This is a genomic window from bacterium (assembly GCA_016699995.1).
GTDB lineage: Bacteria > Patescibacteriota > Doudnabacteria > UBA920 > UBA920 > UBA920.
On the sequence record CP064996.1, the window covers coordinates 194,326 to 213,471 of the forward strand.

Genomic DNA, 19,146 nt, shown 5'->3' on the forward strand with positions numbered 1-19,146 from the left:
TCGCTAAGTTTAGCCGCCTGCTACAGTCGGGCCGGCACAGGAATAGCGGTGCAGGGCTTTGGAAATCTATCACTCAGGACCACTCTATAATAAAAGACTAAAGGAGACCTTATGGGTCTAAAAGAAATCACTGCAAATATTGCAGGACAGGAGTGGAAATTTGAGACCGGCAAGTTGGCCGGCCAGGCCAACGGCGCTGTAGTGGCGCGCGTGGGTGATACGGTAGTTTTAGCGACTGCTGTAATGAGTAAGGGTACCAGAGATGGTATCGACTTTTTTCCTCTATTAGTTGATTATGAGGAACGTCTTTATGCTGCCGGAAAAATCAAAGGCAGCCGCTGGGTTAAGCGTGAAGGACGCGCTACTGACGAAGCCATTTTAACCGGCCGCGTTATCGACCGTACTTTGCGTCCGATGTTTCCGGACGGCATGCGCAACGACGTTCAAGTGGTTGCCACTGTGCTTTCTGTAGACGGAGAGAATGATCCCGATATGATTGCGGTCAATGCAGCGGCGATGGCTCTGCATATTTCTGATATCCCTTTCGATGGCCCGATCGCTGCTGTTCGCGTAACCAAAATTGGCGATCAGTTTGTCGTTAATCCTACTATGAGCCAGCGCGAAGAAGCTGGTTTGGATTTGGTCGTTTGCGGAACAGCTGAACATATTATTATGGTTGAGGCCGGCGCGAATCTGGTTTCGGAAGAAGACATTGTTGCCGGCATCCAATTTGCTCAAAAGCATTTAGGCGAACTTTGCAAAGTGCAGAGCGACTTCCGCGCAGACAGCGGCAAAGAAAAGTCTCAGCCGATAATCAAAGATCTTAATCCCGATATTTTTGCAGCTGTAAAGGAACTTTTGACCGATGACAAAATCGAAGCCTCTGTTTACACGGTGATCAAAGCCGAACGCGAAGAAAAGATGCGCGCATTAGGAGAGGAAATTTTAACTCAAGTTAAAGCCGGTTTAGGGGAAAGCGGTCTTGATCAGCTAACTAAGGCGGGTTACAAGGTAGAAAAGGAAGTCGCTGGTAGTATCGACAAAATCTTCAAGAAGTATATGCAAAAGCAGATCTTAGAAAAAGAACGTCGCGTAGACGGACGCCGTTTAGACGAGACTCGCAAAATTACTGCAGAAGTTGGGGTGTTGCCCCGCGCCCATGGAAGCGCGCTGTTTACTCGTGGCGAAACCCAGATTCTTACAGTTATGACTTTGGGCAGCAAAGGCGACGAACAGCTGCTGGACGGCATGGAAGATCCTACCGAAGGCCGCAGTAAGCGCTATATTCATCACTATAACTTCCCGGGTTATAGCGTAGGCGAAGTTTCTCCAAACCGCGGTCCGGGCCGACGCGAAGTTGGCCATGGTGCTCTCGCCGAACGAGCAGTAGAAGTTGTGCTTCCTCCGCAGGCAGACTTCCCATACACTATGCGTTTAGTGTCCGAAACTATGTCTAGCAATGGCTCTACTTCTATGGCCTCTACCTGCGGCTCGACTTTGGCATTAATGGATGGCGGCGTGAAGATCCGTGAAGTAATCGGCGGTGTGGCTATGGGTTTGGTTATGGATGAAAGCAATCCGAATAACTTTAAAGTGTTAACCGATATTGCCGGCATCGAAGACTTTAACGGCCACATGGACTTTAAGGTTACCGGCAGCGAGAACGGCGTAACTGCCCTTCAGCTTGATATTAAAGTTAAAGGTTTAACAGCACAGATTTTGGCTGATGCTTTGGCTGCAGCAAAACCTGCCCGCATGCATATTCTTTCCGTAATGAAGGAAGCTTTGCCAGAACCTCGCGCAGACCTTTCTCCGTATGCCCCTCGCATTACCAGCTTCATGATCAAACCGGATCAGATTCGCGATGTTATCGGCAGCGGCGGCAAAACCATTAACGGTATTATCGAACAGTGCCCCGGCGTGAAGATCGACATCGAAGACGACGGTTTGGTTATGGTTACTTCTACCGATGCAGAAATGGCTGCCAAGGCTGTAGAAATTATCAAGAACATTACTAAGGAAATTGTTGTGGGCGAAGTTTACGAAGGTAAAGTTGTCCGTCTCATGGACTTCGGCGCGTTTGTAGAATTGGCGCCTGGCAAAGACGGCATGGTTCATGTTTCTCAGCTAGCTAACTATCGCGTTGGCAAGCCGGAAGATGTGGTCAAGCTCGGAGATGTTCTAAAGGTCCAAGTTATGGAAATTGATGAACAAGGCCGGGTGAACTTAACCCATAAGCCGTTTGCACCAGAACCAACTGCGGAGCAGTTGGCTCAGGCTAGCAATGGCGGCGGTGACCGTGGTGGACGCGGCGGCTTCGGCGGCGGCCGGGGCGGCTTCGGTGGACGCGGTGGTCATGGCGGAGGTCGCGGCGGCGATCGCCATAGCGGCGGGCCCCGCAGCGGGTTCTCGCAACGCGCTCCAAGACCAAATGGAGCTAATAGATAAATTATGATAAAAGCGCCTCATGCCTAGCAGGGCGCTTTTTTATTACCTATTTGTTAGTTATAATTGATTTAATATCACCATCAAAATTCAAGTCGTGTTATGGATCAAGTATTAAAAATTATTTCTGAGCTGTATTCAATTGAAAACTTAAAGCTTCTTCATCGTGTAGAGGAAGGTGTACTAAGTAATAATTATATCTTAGAAGCAGATGGACAAAAGTATTTTTTAAAGCATCACCGTTCTAATATTGTTCATAAGATTGGCCAGATTCATCAGGTAGAAAAATATTTTTCCCAACAAGGGTTTCCTGTGATATTGGCATTGCCGACTAAGGATAATAAGCTTTATTTTACCTCCGAAGATCAATACTACAGCTTGCTGCCCTTTACGCCAGGTAAGCTAGTTAAGAGGGAAAGCCTTTCCGGCAATCAGATCAAAGCAATGGGGGAGTTTTTAGCTAAATTACATCTTGCAGGAAAGAATCACGACGAATTTAAGTTAGAAGCTTTAAAATCCGTGAACGGAGAAAATTTTTCTCAATTTGTTACAGACATACAGAGTAAACTAAAAGAAAAGCCAAATCTTACTCCAGTTGATATTATGGCAGCAGAGCACCTTGAGTTGCAGAAACAGTTAGCAGACAAAATAGGCTATAAAATATTTTCGCCACAATTGCCAAGCGATCACCTGGTCCATGGTGATTATCATGATTATAATTTATTTTTTGATGAATTTGATCAAATCACAGCGCTGTTTGATTTCGAAAAGACAGAGATGTCTCTCCGTACTTTTGAGCTGATCCGCGCCTTGGAAATTGTCTGCTTCCATGGCAGTTTTAAGCAAAACAATTTCGCGAATGCCCAAGTCTTTTTACAAGCCTATCATTCACTCTATCCTGTAGTGCCGGAAGAACTGGAAGAAGCGATTAATTTTTCGTATTTAGGGCGGGTGTTTTCTACCTGGATCACAGGCGATGTGTACTTGAAAGGCAACAGCAGGCCCGCCGTGTATTTACACGAGACGCATTTTAATCTAAAATACTTTTCTAGCCACCTGGATTATTTTAAATCCCAGCTACTATCATATATTAAATAGATGAACGCAAAGCCCTATTTCGAAATTACCAAAAAAGATGAAAAGTCCCGCGCTCGCACGGGTGTTATTCATACCGGCCACGGCGATATTATTACGCCTCAGTTTTTGCCTATCGGCACTAAAGGGACCATTAAAAGCGTAACCAGCGAAGAGATTAAATTTTGGGGGGCTACCATGGTGCTCGCCAATACCTATCACTTATGGCAGCGGCCAGGCGATGCGTTAATTTATAAAGCTGGTGGGCTGCACAAATTCATGAACTGGAAAGGCCCGATCTTTACCGACTCTGGCGGTTTTCAGGTTTACTCTTTAGCCAAGATGCGCAAAGTTATGGAAGCCGGCGTACTGTTTCAGTTTGACCTCGATGGCAAGCAAGAAATTTTGTCTCCAGAAAAATCAATTGATATCCAGGCTAATTTAGGCAGCGACATAGCTTTAATTTTAGATGATTTTCCTGGTTACCCATTTGAGCATTCTCGCAGCAAAGAATCGATCGAATTAACAGCGCGCTGGGCAGAGCGCGCCTTGCGCGAACATCAACGGATTGTTGTGGATGGCGATCCAGTAAACCCTGACCAAAAATTATGGGGGATAGTTCAGGGTGCGAGCTTCGAAGATTTACGAAAAGTTAGCGCACAGCAGATGACTGCATTGGGCTTCGAAGGTTTTGCTATTGGCGGTGTTGCAGTGGGGGAACCGCATGACGAAATGATGAAGGCAATTGAATATTCGATTCCGTATTTGCCGGAAACCGCGCCTAAGCACTTGCTCGGGGTGGGTACTCCATTTGATATTATTCAAGGAGTTGCAAGAGGTTGCGATACATTTGATTGCGTTATCCCGACCCGAGAGGCACGTCATGGCCGGCTATACATAGCCGCTAAGGACGAGAATGGCAAAGAGGGTTACGAGACCATCGACATTCGCTTAGAAAAGTATAAAGAAGATTTTACCCCGATTGATAATACTTGTAATTGCTATTTATGTTTGCATCATACTCGCGCTTACTTGCGCCATCTAATTGCCAGCGGAGAAATTCTTGGAGTTCGCCTCGCAACTATGCACAACTTGCGTTTCTATTTGAACTTAATGGAAAAAATCCGCGGCGCTATTTCTCATGATTACTTTGATGAAATGCTAAAAGACTTCAAAGACTTAACACCGGCTAATAAGAACTCTACTAAAGAGTGAGAGTTGACATACCGTTAATTTGGTGGTATGTTAATTTGTCATTTAGACACAAACCTTGAGGAGGGAGAATTAAATTGAATAAACTAAAGAACCAATTGCTTATAACTGTACTGGCCGCATCTGTTTGTCTTTTTTTTGGTTGTACTCAGCCGGAGACTTCGAATGCCAACACAGCGCCGCCGACACAACCGGAACAAGCCAAGGAAGTTACGCCGCCGTTCCCCGAACTGCCAGCTAATATCGAACCAAAACCAGAGCCTAAAAAGTACGGTGTTCTCACTGCTGACCCCGAAAATCTTCGAGCTAGCTTTGAGATCAAAGGCGCGATGAAGGGGGATGTGTACGAGACAACCTACGCTTCTAAGCAAAACGGAAAAAAGGAAGTCATCATTACGATCTTATCCCGAGAGGGCGAGATTACTGCAGTTTTCCTTCGTTTGTTGCCGATCGCAAAGGTCGCTTTTATGGTTCAGGCTGAGCCAAAGAATCCAGACAAGGCTGCTCTTGATTCTAAAGGTGTCGTAAAAGCAACCCGAGACGCCAACGTTGTTCGGTGCCTAAAAGGAGCACAAAAGATTGTAGGTGCTTATGAAAGAGACCTTAAGGCCCCGCCAGAATCTGTTCTCATCAAATTCTGGCTGAATGATTGCGGCAGCTTGCCATTGGGACTCCTTGCGCCTGTGAGCGAGGGAGACATTCAGTCCACAATAGACGACTTGGATATTTAGTAAGACTAAACCCGTTTCTAACGGGTTTTTATTTTGCTCAAAAGCCTTCGAATTGGTATAATCTTCTTATGTCTAAGGAAAATCCTGAAAAAAATTCTAAACAACATTCCGATTTGATGGATAAGATCGTGTCGCTGGCTAAGCGCCGCGGCTTTGTATATCCAGGTTCGGAAATCTATGGCGGGCTAGCTAACTCATGGGACTATGGTCCTTTGGGAACTGAATTAAAAAATAACATCAAGCAGCTATGGTGGAAGCGTTTTGTACAGCAGCGTCCGGATATGGTTGGTATCGATGCCGCTTTGGTAATGAACCCAAAAGTATGGGAAGCAAGCGGGCATGTGGCGACTTTTAATGATCCATTGGTTGAATGCAAGCACTGCAACTCTCGTTTTCGCGCCGATCAGATAGATTTAAATGCAAAGTGTGAAAGTTGTGGCAAGGCCGCAGGTTTTTCGGAACCTAAGCAATTCAATTTAATGATGCAAACTTTTTTAGGTCCTAGCCAAGAACAGGCCAATGTTGCATATTTCCGACCGGAAACCGCGCAGGCCATGTTTGTTCAATTTAAGAATGTTCAGAATACCAGCCGCAAGCAGGTGCCTTTTGGTATCGCCCAAATTGGTAAGTCTTTCCGAAATGAAATTACTCCTGGTAATTTTATATTCCGCGTCCGGGAGTTTGAACAAATGGAAGTCGAATATTTTATTCCAGCGCCTAAAACAGACGATGAATGGAATGGGTACTTTGAAGAATGGCGTCAGGTCATGATCTCTTGGTTACAGAACGATCTTCAGCTAAACATGGATCATGTTCACGAATTGGAGGTTCCCGATGAAGACCGCGCTCACTACAGCAAGCGCACCATCGATTTTGAGTTTGACTACCCATTTGGAACAAAAGAGCTTTACGGTCTTGCTTATAGAGGTGATTTTGATCTTCAAAATCACATTAAGGCTTCTGGCGAGGACCTGTCTTATCTGGATCCGCAAACTAACGAAAAGTACGTGCCGCATGTTATAGAGCCGTCATTAGGTGTGGATAGAACTTTCCTGGCTGTTCTTCTGGATCATTACAAAGAAGAGGGTGAAGGCGATAACAAGCGTGTATGGCTATCTTTACCTCCAAAATTGGCTCCTTACAAAGCAGCAATTTTCCCATTGCTTAAGAATAAGCCGGAATTGGTGACAAAAGCCAAGGCTATATATAGTGAGCTTAGCCAGCACTTTATGGTGGCTTGGGACGACCGTGGTAATGTGGGTAAGCGTTATTACAGCCAGGATGAAATCGGCACGCCATACGGCATTACGGTGGACTTCGACACATTGGAAGATGATACAGTTACTATTCGCGATCGCGATACTGCCCAGCAGGAACGTATTAAAATTTCCGAATTAGTAAATTATATTAGCGATAAAGTAAAATAACAAACAGCGTGGATCACGCTGTTTCCATATAGAAATAAATTATGAAATACCACAAGCGAGTTTTAAAAAATAAACTGACAATTATCGAAGTGCCTAGCAGCGACGCAGAAAGCGTGGTTGTAGATTTTTTTGTTAAGACTGGCTCCCGCAGCGAGAGCGCGAAAGAAAACGGTATCTCTCATTTCTTGGAACACTTTTTGTTTAAAGGGACAAAGAAATATCCAAGCGCAATGGCGATTACCGAAATCGTCGACGGCTTCGGCGGCGAAATGAACGCCAATACTGGCAAAGAACATACCCAGTATTTTATTAAGGCGCACCATAGCCGTTTGGAACAGATCTTTGAGATTCTTACCGACATGATTCAGCAGCCGCTGCTAGATAAGCCGGAGATGGAAAGAGAGAAGGGTGTCATTGTAGAAGAGATTAATATGTATAAAGACAGTCCTCGGGCAATTGTCGGAAATTTATTAGAAGAAATTATGTGGCCAAAGCAGCCGTTAGGCCGCGACATTGCCGGAGAAGTTGCTACTGTCACGAAATTTACCCAAGCAATGTTCCGGAGTTATTTGCAGCGCCATTATCAGACCGGGAATATTATTTTAGGCGTATCCGGCAAATATGACCGGGTTAAATTCAATAAACTGGTAAAGAAGTACTGGGATAAAATTCCATCTAAAGCCTTCGAAGGTTTTAGTTCGGCCCGCAGTCACCAGACAGCGCCACGCGTTGCTGTTCAAAAAAAAGATACGCAACAGGCTCATTTTAACTTGGCATTTAAGTCTTTCGGCTTTAATGACAAGCGCAATATAGCAGCGTCGGTGCTGTCTTCCATACTAGGAGGAGGGATGAGTTCTCGCTTATTTACAGAGATTCGCGAAAAGCGTGGCTTGGCTTACTATGTGCGCGCTGGTCAGAATCCCTACATTGATACTGGTGCTTTCGACGTGTCCGCTGGTGTCCGCGTGTCTCATTTAGAAGAGGCGATAAAAGTGACCTTAGAAGAGCTTGCTAAAATTGCTCATGGCAATATCGACAAGAAGGAATTGCAAAAAGCCAAAGAGTACTTAAAAGGCAAGACTACCTTGTACTTAGAAGATAATCAGTCGCGTTTGGATTGGTTCCTTCAGCAGGTGGCTTTTAAGCGCAATATTCAAACTCCTTCGGACATTTTTAAAGAGATTGATCGCGTGACCTCGGTTCAGGTTCAAAAGCTAGCTAAAGAGTTATTTGATTCAAAAAAGCTAAGCATTGCCGTTGTTGGACCGTATCCAAAAACTATGGAAAAGAAATTATTAACCATTGCAAATAAGTGGTCAAGTTAAGCGTGCGCACCGATGCTAAATCTGCTGGTGCAAAAGTAGCAGCCAAGGCCGCAGCGAAGACTGTAGGTAAAAACTTACCGCTGATCGGTTGTCATGTTTCCATTGCCGGAGGTTTGCAGAACGCGCCAGCGCGGGCTGCGGAATTAGGCTGCGAAACTTTTCAAATTTTTTCCCGCAGCCCGCGCGGCGGCACTGCTCCTGCTATCACAACAGATATGGAGAAAGAGTTTGCTGCCGAAATGGAAAAATATGGTTTTAAAAATTTTGTTATCCACGCGCCATATATTTTGAATTTCGGGTCTAAAAATCCGCGGTCGTACAACGGATCTATTTCTTTAGTTCGCACCGACCTCGAGCGCGGCAGCCAGCTTGGCGCCAGCTACGTGATGTTCCACCCAGGCAGCTTTAAGGACCTTGGTCCCAAACTCGGCATGAAGCAGGCTCAAGATGGTCTCAAAAAGGTCTTAGATGGGTACAAGGGCACCACTAAGCTCTTAATAGAGATCTCTGCCGGCGCCGGTGAAGTGATCGGCGATACTTTTGAAGAAATCGCCGAGCTCATGGCACCGATCGCCAAGAACAAGGCCTTTGGCGGGGTCTGTTTCGACACTCAGCACGCCTTTGGCAGCGGTTACGATATCAGCAACGCTAAAGGTGTAGAGGATACTTTCAAAAAATTCGATAAAATAATTGGTTTGAAGTATTTGGCTATGTGCCATGTGAATGATTCCAAGGTAGAATTGGGTGCGCGTAAGGATCGTCATGAGCATATCGACGAGGGTTATATCGGCAAGGCCGGCTTTAAAGCGATCTTAGACTTCTTTAAGAAAAAAAAGATGGCCATTCCCTTGATTCTCGAAACTGAGCATGATAAAGTTGAGAAAGATATTAAATTACTCAAGGATTTGCGAGGAAAGTAGTCCGAGCAAGTCAGGAAATAAAAGAAAGGTCAATCTATTATGGGGATTTTTAGGGAGATATTTGGCGGCTCAGAAAAAAACGCAGAATTCGTAGCGCCAGAACAAACTTCAGCAGCAGAAACAAAGATTAATCCGGAGAATAAGCAAGAGATCTTGCCAGATTCTGCTAATTTTACAGCCGAAACAGGCAAAGCTGTTGCCAGCGTAGAAACCGTTGAAGAAATCCCAGAGGCTAAAAATGGCCTGGAAGCACTACTCAATATGATGGATCGGCATAACGAAGAGTTGCCGACACAGAACTAAATATATGGACGAAAAATTACAGAAGATTATTGATTTAATCGAACAATCAGCACTTGATCGCACGATCAAGGATATTCTCATTAGAGACCTCCAAAACGAAGGCCTTACAGATTTTTTACGTGAGCAAATTAAAGCTTACTGTTTGGAAGGCATGAAGCAGCTCGACGCAAGAATGGAAGCCGCTAAAGCTGCATTAGAATCACCTCCGGAACCAACTCCAGAAAACCCAGCCTAAGCTGGGTTTTTTTAATTCTTTACACAGTTACAGAGTTAGTATATACTTCTGGGTAATCTTTAGGGGGAAAATATGAGAAATTTAATACTGACTGTGATGCCTCTGGTTTTGGTTGTGATTTCCGGAATTGTCGGTTTTCGGCTGTTTCCTAAACTGGAACCCATGTTTCCTTATGCTTCAGATAGTTTTTGGCACTGCGTGCTAGCGGGTTCTGTTCTTGGGGCTATAAGTACAGTTTATGGCGTATTTATAGTTCCGTTTGTTCTCATTAGGGTTAGGGATTTTGCTGATGCACGGTTTGGCGGTCGCACTAGCGGTTTGAGCGGAGCACTGTACATTTTCAATGTTGTGGTTTGGGCGACTTTTGCGGCCCCGGGATTATACTGTATAGCGGTAATAATGGGTGGTCTTCCCTCGGGATCGGCATTAGTCAGTTGTGTTGCTACGGTTATATTCGGGCTGGTATTTTTCCTTTACCCGAGAAAAGATTGATAAGCTACTACGGTAGCTTTTTTATTTTGGCTTTGGATAAAAATTCGCTATAATCAAGGCATGAATTACTCATTAGACTATTCAACCAAGGTCATTCTCCGGGTGGTGGCTGTTCTGCTCATCCTGGGGTTTCTATGGGTGATCCGCGACATTGTAGTTGTGGTGTTGCTGGCTTTGGTGCTGGCTTCTGCTATGGAGCCAATGGTTGACTACCTGACTAAATTTAAAATTCCACGGTTCGTGAGCGTGCTCGGCGCATATATTATCGTCATAGGATTTTTCGGTCTGCTGGTAACTTTATTTTCTCCACTGGTCATTGATCAGGCTAAAGTATTGTCTCAAAATCTTCCGACGTATGCCGTAGAGCTTCAGGCTCGTTATCCGAGCCTAACGGTTTTGTTTGGCGGTGCTGACTTAGCGACAGTGGCCCAGAATTTAGTTTTAGGCGAAAGTGGTAGCGGTTTATTATTTGGCCGTGCGGTGGGTTTGTTTAACGGAGTTGTGGCTCTGGTTACCGTATTGGTGATTTCTTTCTATTTGGTAGCAGCCGACAGAGGTATGAAAAAATTTATTGGCGATTTGCTGCCTACTCAATATCACAATAGCGTGATCCGCTTAATAGAAAAGATTCAGCGCAAAATGGGGATGTGGGTGGTTGGCCAGCTTATTTTAAGTATTTTTATTTTTGTACTTACTTATGTCGGCTTAACTATCTTAGGTGTTGAGTATGCACTAGTCTTAGCGCTTATTGCGGGTGCCCTGGAAATAGTGCCGTACATTGGTCCGTTTGTAGCGGCCATTCCGGCAGTATTCTTTGCTATGGTTCAAAGCCCGGCGTTAGTGATTGGCGTAATTATTCTATACATCATTATCCAAAAGACCGAAGGTTATGTTTTGGTTCCAAAAGTAATGGAAAAAACCGTAGGCACATCGCCTTTGGTGGTGATGCTATCCCTTCTTATTGGTTATAAGTTAGCCGGCATTTTAGGCGTTTTGCTCGCTGTGCCTTTGGCGGGTGCTATTACAGTAGTTATTAAAGAGCTTTATCATGAAAAACCCGTGCAGCCAGACGTTTAATCAACTTGTTGGCCACGGTATAAAAAGATATAATGAAAGAGCTCAAACATGAGCTTTTTCTTAATTTATAAGGCAGAATATGGCAGAAAATCATTCTAAATTTTATATTACGACCGCGATAGATTACATCAACGGCAAGCCTCACATTGGCCACTCATACGAGAAAGTCGCCAGTGATGTTTTAGCGCGTTATCATCGCGCAAAAGGCGACAACGTCCGTTTTTTAACCGGCACTGATGAACACGGCGCGAAGATTTCAGAATACGCAAAAGATTCCGGATTAGGACTGCAAGATTTCGCAGACAAAACTGCAGCAGGTTTTAAACTGGCTTGGGATAATCTGAATTTGTCTTACGACCGCTTTATACGCACTACCGACAGCGATCATATTAAAATTGTGGAGGAGTTGGTCGCTAAAATTCGCGATAATGGCTATTTGTATGAGGGGGACTACGAAGGTTTGTATTGTGTTGGGCACGAAGCATTTTTGACAGAAAAGGATTTAGTCGACGGCGTGTGCCCCGATCATAAAACCAGGCCCGAACTTATTAAAGAAAAAAACTGGTTCTTCAAACTGGCAGAAGGAGTCAATGGTCAGCCGCCGCTTACAGAAACCATCAAGCAGAAAATTGAATCGAACGAGTTTTTAATCTACCCGGAACATTCGCGCAAAGAAATTTTGTCGATGTTAGACGAAGGTTTTCGAGATATTGCCGTAACGCGCCCTAACGTGAAATGGGGGATTCCGGTACCTTGGGATACAGAGCAAACTATTTATGTCTGGGTTGATGCATTAATCAACTACTATACTGGCGCCAAAGCAGAGAATGAGGATTTTTGGCCGGCGGATGTTCATATGGTTGGACCAGATATTGCTAAATTCCATTGCATTATCTGGCCGGCATTGCTTTTGGCAGCGGGTTTGGCTTTGCCAAAAGCAGTTGCTGTTCATGGTTTCTTGACCCTGAACAATCAAAAGCTGTCTAAGACTACTGGCAATATCGTTGACCCAAATGATTGGGTGGCAAAGTATGGTGCAGATTCGGTAAGATACTTTTTAATGCGCGAAGTGCCGTTCGATAGTCATGGGGATGTAAGCGAAGAAAAACTTCGCGCTCGCTATGAAGGCGACCTGGCTAACGGTTTGGGAAACTTGGTAAGCAGAATTACGAATTTGATCGAAAAGAATTTAGGCGGAAAAGTTAATCGCGAATTGGCTGAGCAGCATAACTTGCATACTGAGGATATCAACAAAGATATAGAGCAATTTAAGTTCCACGATGCTCTGGCAAAAGTTTGGCAAAACGTAGCGTTAGCTAACAAAATTGTTGATGAGCAGAAGCTGTGGGAATTGGCAAAAACAGATTTGGAGAGCTTCGAAAAGTACTGTGCTTCGGTCCTTAATATTATAGAGAGAACGGCAAGCGATTTAGTGCCATTTGTTCCAGAAACAGCTCAAAAAATTCTCGATGCTGTTACTGCAAATGAAATTACTAAAGTAGAGCCTTTGTTTCCAAGGGTTTAGATTGCAGAAACAGGGCATTGTGAAATGAAATAGAACACTTATTGCATGAAATTTATCGACACTCATACCCACATAAATTTGCGGGCTTTCGCAGAAGATGCTGCGGAGGCTGTTCAGCGCGCCCACGAAGCTGGAGTAGCTATTGTAAATGTTGGTACGCAAATTGATACCAGTCGCCAGGCTGTAGATATGCTTAAGCAATTTCCAGAAAATGTTTATGCTGTTATCGGTCTTCATCCGTCACACGCTTATGATCATGGATTCGAAGACGAGCAGGAGGTGGCTGATAAGACTCGAGAAGAATTTTTTGATGCCAAACTGTATAAACAATTAGTAGAAGGCGCCGGCGCAAATGCCAGTCGGATTATAGGAATCGGGGAGTGCGGCTTGGATTATTATCGCTTGCCCGAGGACGGAGATATTAATCAAATTAAACTGCAGCAGCTAGCTGCATTTACCGAACAGATCAATTTGGCCCTCGATTTAAATAAAGCGCTTTGTGTTCATTGCCGCCCATCCGATGGCACCGATGATGCCTACGAAGATATGCTGAAAGTTTTAACGAAGTTTAAGACTGAAAACCCCAACCTCCGATTCGAAATTCACTGTTTTACTGGCAGTCTCGAAACAGCAAAAAAGTTTGCCGATCTTGGCGGATACATCGGCATTAACGGCATTATCACTTTCGATAAGACCGGCCGCAGTGAAGAGGTGGTCAAAGGCCTGCCCTTGGAGGCTATGATTTTAGAAACCGATGCGCCATACTTAACTCCTAAATCTAACCGTGGCAAGCGCAATGAGTCTAGCTATTTGCCAGAAGTTGCGGAAAAAATTGCCGAGTGGAAGAGCGTAACAGTAGATGAAGTTGCAGCTGCTACCACCGCCAACGCAAAAAAATTATTTAACCTGTAAGCGGGCTGTCTAAAATGAACGAACGCGACTTTGCCAAAATAAATTTTAACGAAACCTCTCATCCCCCGGATGGCAGTTTTGAATATCCACTCATTGATAGCAATATGAGCCGGCAAGAGATTGAAGACTTTATTTTAGAATCGTATCCTGAGGCAAAAGAAGTCTTAGAGCGGCAGGAGATTTTAGATGTCAGATATCTAAATAAAGAAGGCAAGTTTTGCCAAGGGCAGATTGTTGTAGACAGAGAATTAGCTGCGGAAGTAGAGGATTTCTTTAAATTTTTATTAGATATACAATTTGGGATAGACAAAGTCGTTCCCATTCAGGACAAAAAATATTCCGGCGATGATGAAACCTCGATGCAGGACAACAATAGCTCGGCCATGAATTATCGTTTTATTGCTGGCACAGAAAGATTGTCACTGCATTCATTTGGCTTCGCGATTGATATTAATCCTTGGGACAATCCTGTGATAAAGAATGGGGAGATATTGGCTCCGATCGGCGGGGTTATGCCGAATTTGGATGACCCTCAAACTTTAACTGCAGAGCATCCGGTGGTAAAATGGTTAGAAGAACATGGCTGGGAGTGGGGAGGCAGATGGGGGAATGATCGTTACGAAGATAATCATCACTTTCAAAAGCCGCTGGCTACAGAACAATATTTGCAGGAATTAGAGAAGCAGCTGCAAGACGGAAAAATTTCCCAAGAAGATTTTGATGGTAGAGTTGGGGTAGCTAAAGCTAATTTAGATTTAATTCAAAAGCATGAACAACGAACAGATACAGAATAATATAGAAGAGAAAAAACAGCGCAAAAAACGGGGAGAGGGGGAGGGGGGGGGGGGGGGGGGGGGGCGCCCCGGGGGAGTAAAAAAAACTAAAATAAAAAAATGGGGTGGGGGGGGTGGTGTGTATGTTAAAAAGAGAAAATTGTTGTGGGGGGTTCTTTTCCCCAATGGGTTCTAAAATCTGTTTACCGGTAATTAAAAGAAAATGGTTAGAAAACTATTACAAAAATGAAAAAGTATAATCCACAGACAATTGAAAAGAAGTGGCAGGAATATTGGGCAACTAATAATACTTTTGCTGCGACCGAAAACTCCGACAAAGAAAAGAGGTATGTTTTAGTGGAGTTCCCATATCCCTCTGGAGACGGTTTGCACATGGGGCATTTGCGAAGCTATACAGCCGCAGATGTTTTGGCTCGCTGTTACAGAATGCAGGGCAAAGAAGTTATGTATCCAATAGGTTGGGATGCTTTTGGCTTGCCTGCAGAAAATTATGCCATAAAACATGGCGTGCAGCCGGCGATTACTACAGCAAAAAATATTGAAAACATTAAAAAGCAATGCCAACGCCTCGGTTATAGCTTCGACTGGAACCGCGAAGTAAATACTACCGACCCGGAATACTATAAATGGACACAATGGCTGTTCTTAAAGTTTTTCGAGGCTGGTTTGGCATACGAAGCAACCGGTTTAATTAACTGGTGCCCGAAAGATAAAACCGGATTGGCCAACGAGGAAGTAGTGAATGGCCATTGCGAACGCTGCGGCACGCTTGTTGAAAAGAAAGAGCTGCGCCAGTGGTATTTAAAAATTACTGAATACGCCGACAAATTATTGCAAGGCTTAGAAACATTGCCCGAGTGGCCAGAGGCTGTGAAACTGCAGCAGGCTAATTGGATAGGGAAGTCTGAGGGTGCAGAAATCGATTTTGCGATTCAGGGCACAGACCAATCAATTAAAGTCTTTACGACTCGCCCCGACACCATATTCGGTGCTACATATTTAGTATTGGCCCCGGAGCACGAATTGCTCTCAGTTTTGCTTGAAGAAGAAGACAAGAAACTGGAAAATTTTGCAGAGGTGGCTGGTTATGTTCAGCAGGCCAAATCAAAAACAGAGATCGACCGCAGTGCCGAAGGGAAAGAAAAGACCGGCGTTGAGTTAAAAGGTGTAAAGGCAATCAACCCGGCTACGAATGAGCAAATTCCAATTTTTGTTGCAGATTACGTGTTGGGAGGTTATGGCACAGGCGCTATTATGGCTGTTCCGGCTCACGACAGCCGCGATTTTGAATTTGCAAAAAAATATAATATCCCTATTGTGCAGGTCGTTGCGCCTAAAGTCATTGACACAGTAAATCCTCCTGTCGAGGGCGAGGAATATACAGCCCGTAAATTGGTTCATGTGATTGTTAAGCATCCGACTGAGGAAAAATTTATCTCTTTAAAATGGAAAGAGCATAAGTGGAATACTTTTGTGACCGGCGGCGTAGAGGATGGCGAAGATTTAATAGAAGCTGCAAAGCGGGAAGCACTAGAGGAAACGGGCTATAAAAACATGACTTTTGTGGCACAAATGCCTTACATAGTCAGGGCAGAATTTTTTGCCAAGCATAAAAATGTAAACCGCCGCGCTGATGCCTATGTGGTTATACTTAAATTAGATGATTTGGACCAAGATCAAGTTGTCAAAGAGGAGCAGGATCTATTTGAACCGGAATGGTGGGATATGAAAGATATGAAGCATCTATCACCGGTTTCAGAATTGGAATACATCTTAAACTGGCTGGAAAATGGCGATGGGCCTTACACAGGCGAAGGTGTATTAATAAACTCCGGCGAGTTTACTGGGCTGAATTCTACAGAGGCCCTGGAGAAAATGGCCGCAAAATACGGTATACCTAAAACTACTTACAAGCTGCGCGATTGGGTCTTCAGTCGCCAGCGCTATTGGGGCGAGCCAATTCCTATTGTGCACTGCGAGACAGACGGGGTGGTGGCAGTTCCTTACGACCAGCTTCCAGTTGTGTTGCCTGAGGTTAAACAGTATGAACCAACTGGTACCGGAGAGTCGCCTTTGGCTGCGATAGATGATTGGGTCAACACCGCGTGTCCGAAATGCGGAGGCGAAGCAAAACGAGAAGCTAATACCATGCCGCAATGGGCTGGCAGCAGCTGGTACTATTTGCGCTATGCAGACGCGCGCAATAATAATGAGTTTGCTGCTCCTGATAAACTAAAGTATTGGCTTCCTGTCGATACATATTTTGGCGGCATGGAACATACTACGCTGCATCTTTTGTATTCCCGCTTTTGGAATATCTTTCTGCACGATCAAGGCTTAGTCCCGGTCAGCGAGCCTTACACTAAACGCGTGCCGCACGGCATGGTTTTGGCCGCCGACGGCAGCAAGATGAGCAAGAGCAAAGGCAATGTAATTAATCCAGACGAAATCGTAAAGAAGTACGGGGCAGATACTGCGCGAATGTACGAGCTGTTTTTGGGACCGCATGAGGCAAGCGTCTCTTGGAGCGATCAGGGTATTACTGGAGTGGCCCGTTTCTTGGATCGTGTATGGTACTGGGTTAACAATATTACTCCGTCAGAAAGCAATAGTGAAATTGCAGACAGGGAAATCAATATTCTCATTAAGAAGATCACCGAAGACATTGCTGCTTGTGGGTATAACACTGCGATTTCTAACTTCATGAAATTTCACAATGAAGTCAAAGATGAAGCTATCACTAAACAATCTATGGTTGATTTTATAAGGCTGCTTTATCCATTTGCTCCTCATATCTCCGAAGAAATTTTCGAGCTGCTCGGTGGAGAGGGAAGCGTGCAGCACCAGCCATGGCCTCAATTTGATGAAGGCAAAATAGCAACAGCGACGGTTAAGATAGTAGTGCAGGTGAATGGTAAGGTAAGAGATACTCTAGAAGTTGCGGTGGGAGGTAGTCAAGAAGAAGTTTTAGCTCGCGCTATTCAATCGGAAAAGGTTAGCACGGCTATGGCCGGGAAACAGTCGACCAGGGTAATATTCGTAAAAGATAAGCTGATCAATATAGTGTTATAATATAGGTACATTAACTAACAAACATGAAAGGTTACATTCAAAACATAGAAAAATTATCCTTAGAAAATACAGATTTTCGACGGGTTTTGTATACAGCAAAGCATAGCCAGCTGGTTTTGATGTGCATTCAGCCTGGAGATGAAATTGGCCAGGAGACTCACCATTTGGATCAGTTTATCCGCATCGAAGCCGGAAATGGGAAAGCTATTTTGGATGATGTAGAGACAGCGCTAGAAGACGGTTTTGCTGTGGTGATTCCAGCCGGCACCAAGCATAACATAATTAACACCGGTTTAGAGCCGCTCAAGCTTTACACTGTTTATTCTCCGCCGGAACATAAGGATCAGGTTGTGCGTGCCACCAAGGCGGACGCAATGGCTAACGAAGAGCACTTTGACGGTCAGACTACAGAATAACTATTTTCATAAAACCAAAATAAAAATTAATGCACTCACATTTTCACCTACACCTACCGCACTATTTTGCCTCTAAGGTACGCAAGGAAGTAGAGCATCTTTATGCTTCCACAGCAGTGGGCAACTTGGCTCAAGCAATCATAGCATTGTTTGAACCGATTTTTTTGTATGTGGTGTTGGGATTGAGCATAACAGAAGTTCTGTTGTTTGCGGCCGTGGTTTACGGGCTTTACATCGTACTGATACCTTTTGGAGCAAAGATTGCTGCTAGATTCGGCTATGCCCATTCAATCTTGCTTAGTATTCCATTCCAGATTCTGCTGTGGATGTCCCTCATAGGTTCGCAATATTATTTTGAATTGATATATATCGCACCAGTTTTATTTGCGCTACAAAAAATATTTTTCTGGCCGGCTTGGCATGCAACACTCGCTCGGTTTGCCCATGGAAAACAGGTTGCGCGCGAATTTAGCGCAATGTACGCAATCATGAATCTTGTGCAAATTATGGGCCCAATGATCGGTGGCTTTTTGACAATGTTTTTTGGGGTGAACTCGGTGTTTCTTATTGGTTCGCTAATCTACGCATGCTCTGCCATTCCTTTGCTTCTATCAAAGGAAATTTTTGTCCCTAAGCCGTACCGCTATCGCGATACATGGGAATTGGTCAAAAAATACCCCGTTAGGTTTGCAGGGTACCTCGGTTTTGGAGAAGAGTTGCTGGTCATGATTATATGGCCGATATTTATTTACATGATCGTCAAGGATTATCAGAATTTGGGTTCGTTGGTAACCATCGCAAGCTTGGCTGCCACCGGACTGGCTCTGCTTATCGGTATTTATTCCGATAAATACGGTAAGAAAAAAATTCTGCAGATTGGAGGATTCTTCTATGTGCTTTCCTGGTTAGCACGTATTCCTGTGATTAGTCCTTTCGGAGTATTTATCACAGATGCCATTTCTAGGACCGCCAAGAGTTTGGTATTTATTCCTGTCACAGCTATGACGTATGAGCGTGCCGAAACTACTCACATCATGCCCTATGTCGTGGGAATGGAGCAGCTTTTATGTGTTGGAAAATTTTTAGCTGCGGTGATGGGTATTGTTGTTTTCGCTGCAACCGGCAGCTTTATTGCGCTATTTATTTTGGCGGCCGTCTTTAGTTTATTCTATTTTTTGATATAATT

17 protein-coding genes are annotated in these 19,146 nt (G+C 44.4%); all 17 read left to right on the forward strand.

What is annotated here, in order from left to right:
* The first annotated feature begins 111 nt into the window (after window positions 1-111).
* The 17 genes from IPM19_00955 to IPM19_01035 all read left to right on the forward strand — a co-directional run bounded on the left by IPM19_00955 (window position 112) and on the right by IPM19_01035 (window position 19,144).
* Complete coding sequence (locus IPM19_00955) at window positions 112-2,448, forward strand: polyribonucleotide nucleotidyltransferase (protein ID QQS23121.1); 2,337 nt, start codon at window positions 112-114, stop codon at window positions 2,446-2,448.
* Window positions 2,449-2,547: 99 nt separating this feature from the next.
* Window positions 2,548-3,543, forward strand: coding sequence for a phosphotransferase (locus IPM19_00960; GenBank protein ID QQS23122.1), 996 nt, complete (start codon window positions 2,548-2,550; stop codon window positions 3,541-3,543).
* The gene (gene tgt, locus IPM19_00965; protein QQS23123.1) at window positions 3,544-4,734 is read left to right on the forward strand and encodes a tRNA guanosine(34) transglycosylase Tgt; all 1,191 of its coding nucleotides are present in this window, start codon (window positions 3,544-3,546) and stop codon (window positions 4,732-4,734) included. It begins immediately after the preceding gene.
* A gap of 74 nt (window positions 4,735-4,808) precedes the next feature.
* A complete protein-coding gene (locus tag IPM19_00970; protein ID QQS23124.1) occupies window positions 4,809-5,462 on the forward strand; it encodes a hypothetical protein in 654 nt (217 codons plus the stop codon).
* A 116-nt stretch (window positions 5,463-5,578) separates the two neighbouring features.
* Window positions 5,579-6,889: a glycine--tRNA ligase gene (locus tag IPM19_00975; GenBank protein ID QQS23409.1), complete on the forward strand. Its 1,311-nt coding sequence runs from the start codon at window positions 5,579-5,581 to the stop codon at window positions 6,887-6,889.
* A gap of 41 nt (window positions 6,890-6,930) precedes the next feature.
* A complete protein-coding gene (locus tag IPM19_00980; GenBank protein QQS23125.1) occupies window positions 6,931-8,214 on the forward strand; it encodes an insulinase family protein in 1,284 nt (427 codons plus the stop codon).
* Window positions 8,202-9,134 (forward strand): deoxyribonuclease IV, encoded by a 933-nt coding sequence (locus IPM19_00985; protein QQS23126.1) that lies wholly within the window; start codon window positions 8,202-8,204, stop codon window positions 9,132-9,134. Before IPM19_00980 ends, IPM19_00985 begins: the two co-directional genes overlap by 13 nt.
* 39 nt (window positions 9,135-9,173) lie before the next feature.
* Window positions 9,174-9,437 carry a hypothetical protein gene (locus tag IPM19_00990; GenBank protein QQS23127.1) on the forward strand — a complete coding sequence of 88 codons (264 nt, stop codon included), beginning with the start codon at window positions 9,174-9,176 and terminating at the stop codon, window positions 9,435-9,437.
* Between the two features lie 4 nt (window positions 9,438-9,441).
* Window positions 9,442-9,672, forward strand: a complete 231-nt coding sequence (locus tag IPM19_00995; GenBank protein QQS23128.1) for a hypothetical protein — start codon at window positions 9,442-9,444, stop codon at window positions 9,670-9,672.
* A gap of 72 nt (window positions 9,673-9,744) precedes the next feature.
* Entirely contained in the window at window positions 9,745-10,164 is a 420-nt protein-coding gene (locus tag IPM19_01000; GenBank protein ID QQS23129.1) for a hypothetical protein, read from the forward strand.
* Window positions 10,165-10,224: 60 nt separating this feature from the next.
* Window positions 10,225-11,241, forward strand: coding sequence for an AI-2E family transporter (locus tag IPM19_01005; GenBank protein QQS23130.1), 1,017 nt, complete (start codon window positions 10,225-10,227; stop codon window positions 11,239-11,241).
* Between the two features lie 79 nt (window positions 11,242-11,320).
* Window positions 11,321-12,766, forward strand: coding sequence for a methionine--tRNA ligase (locus tag IPM19_01010; protein QQS23131.1), 1,446 nt, complete (start codon window positions 11,321-11,323; stop codon window positions 12,764-12,766).
* Window positions 12,767-12,811: 45 nt separating this feature from the next.
* The gene (locus IPM19_01015) at window positions 12,812-13,678 is read left to right on the forward strand and encodes a TatD family hydrolase (protein ID QQS23132.1); all 867 of its coding nucleotides are present in this window, start codon (window positions 12,812-12,814) and stop codon (window positions 13,676-13,678) included.
* Window positions 13,679-13,692: 14 nt separating this feature from the next.
* Window positions 13,693-14,472, forward strand: a complete 780-nt coding sequence (locus tag IPM19_01020; protein ID QQS23133.1) for a M15 family metallopeptidase — start codon at window positions 13,693-13,695, stop codon at window positions 14,470-14,472.
* A 225-nt stretch (window positions 14,473-14,697) separates the two neighbouring features.
* On the forward strand, window positions 14,698-17,544 hold the full coding sequence (locus IPM19_01025; GenBank protein QQS23134.1) for a leucine--tRNA ligase: 2,847 nt from the start codon (window positions 14,698-14,700) through the stop codon (window positions 17,542-17,544).
* Window positions 17,545-17,567: 23 nt separating this feature from the next.
* Window positions 17,568-17,960 (forward strand): cupin domain-containing protein, encoded by a 393-nt coding sequence (locus IPM19_01030; GenBank protein QQS23135.1) that lies wholly within the window; start codon window positions 17,568-17,570, stop codon window positions 17,958-17,960.
* Window positions 17,961-17,989: 29 nt separating this feature from the next.
* Entirely contained in the window at window positions 17,990-19,144 is a 1,155-nt protein-coding gene (locus IPM19_01035; protein ID QQS23136.1) for an MFS transporter, read from the forward strand.
* The last annotated feature ends 2 nt before the right edge of the window (window positions 19,145-19,146 follow it).

Coding starts and splice junctions, on each gene's coding strand:
- IPM19_01025 (QQS23134.1), top strand. CDS start 14,698: ATGAAAAAGTATAATCCACAGACAATTGAAAAGAAGTGGCAGGAATAT.
- IPM19_01005 (QQS23130.1), top strand. CDS start 10,225: ATGAATTACTCATTAGACTATTCAACCAAGGTCATTCTCCGGGTGGTG.
- IPM19_01030 (QQS23135.1), top strand. CDS start 17,568: ATGAAAGGTTACATTCAAAACATAGAAAAATTATCCTTAGAAAATACA.
- IPM19_00995 (QQS23128.1), top strand. CDS start 9,442: ATGGACGAAAAATTACAGAAGATTATTGATTTAATCGAACAATCAGCA.
- IPM19_00960 (QQS23122.1), top strand. CDS start 2,548: ATGGATCAAGTATTAAAAATTATTTCTGAGCTGTATTCAATTGAAAAC.
- IPM19_01000 (QQS23129.1), top strand. CDS start 9,745: ATGAGAAATTTAATACTGACTGTGATGCCTCTGGTTTTGGTTGTGATT.
- IPM19_00990 (QQS23127.1), top strand. CDS start 9,174: ATGGGGATTTTTAGGGAGATATTTGGCGGCTCAGAAAAAAACGCAGAA.
- IPM19_01015 (QQS23132.1), top strand. CDS start 12,812: ATGAAATTTATCGACACTCATACCCACATAAATTTGCGGGCTTTCGCA.
- tgt (QQS23123.1), top strand. CDS start 3,544: ATGAACGCAAAGCCCTATTTCGAAATTACCAAAAAAGATGAAAAGTCC.
- IPM19_00975 (QQS23409.1), top strand. CDS start 5,579: ATGGATAAGATCGTGTCGCTGGCTAAGCGCCGCGGCTTTGTATATCCA.
- IPM19_01010 (QQS23131.1), top strand. CDS start 11,321: ATGGCAGAAAATCATTCTAAATTTTATATTACGACCGCGATAGATTAC.
- IPM19_01035 (QQS23136.1), top strand. CDS start 17,990: ATGCACTCACATTTTCACCTACACCTACCGCACTATTTTGCCTCTAAG.
- IPM19_00955 (QQS23121.1), top strand. CDS start 112: ATGGGTCTAAAAGAAATCACTGCAAATATTGCAGGACAGGAGTGGAAA.
- IPM19_00980 (QQS23125.1), top strand. CDS start 6,931: ATGAAATACCACAAGCGAGTTTTAAAAAATAAACTGACAATTATCGAA.
- IPM19_01020 (QQS23133.1), top strand. CDS start 13,693: ATGAACGAACGCGACTTTGCCAAAATAAATTTTAACGAAACCTCTCAT.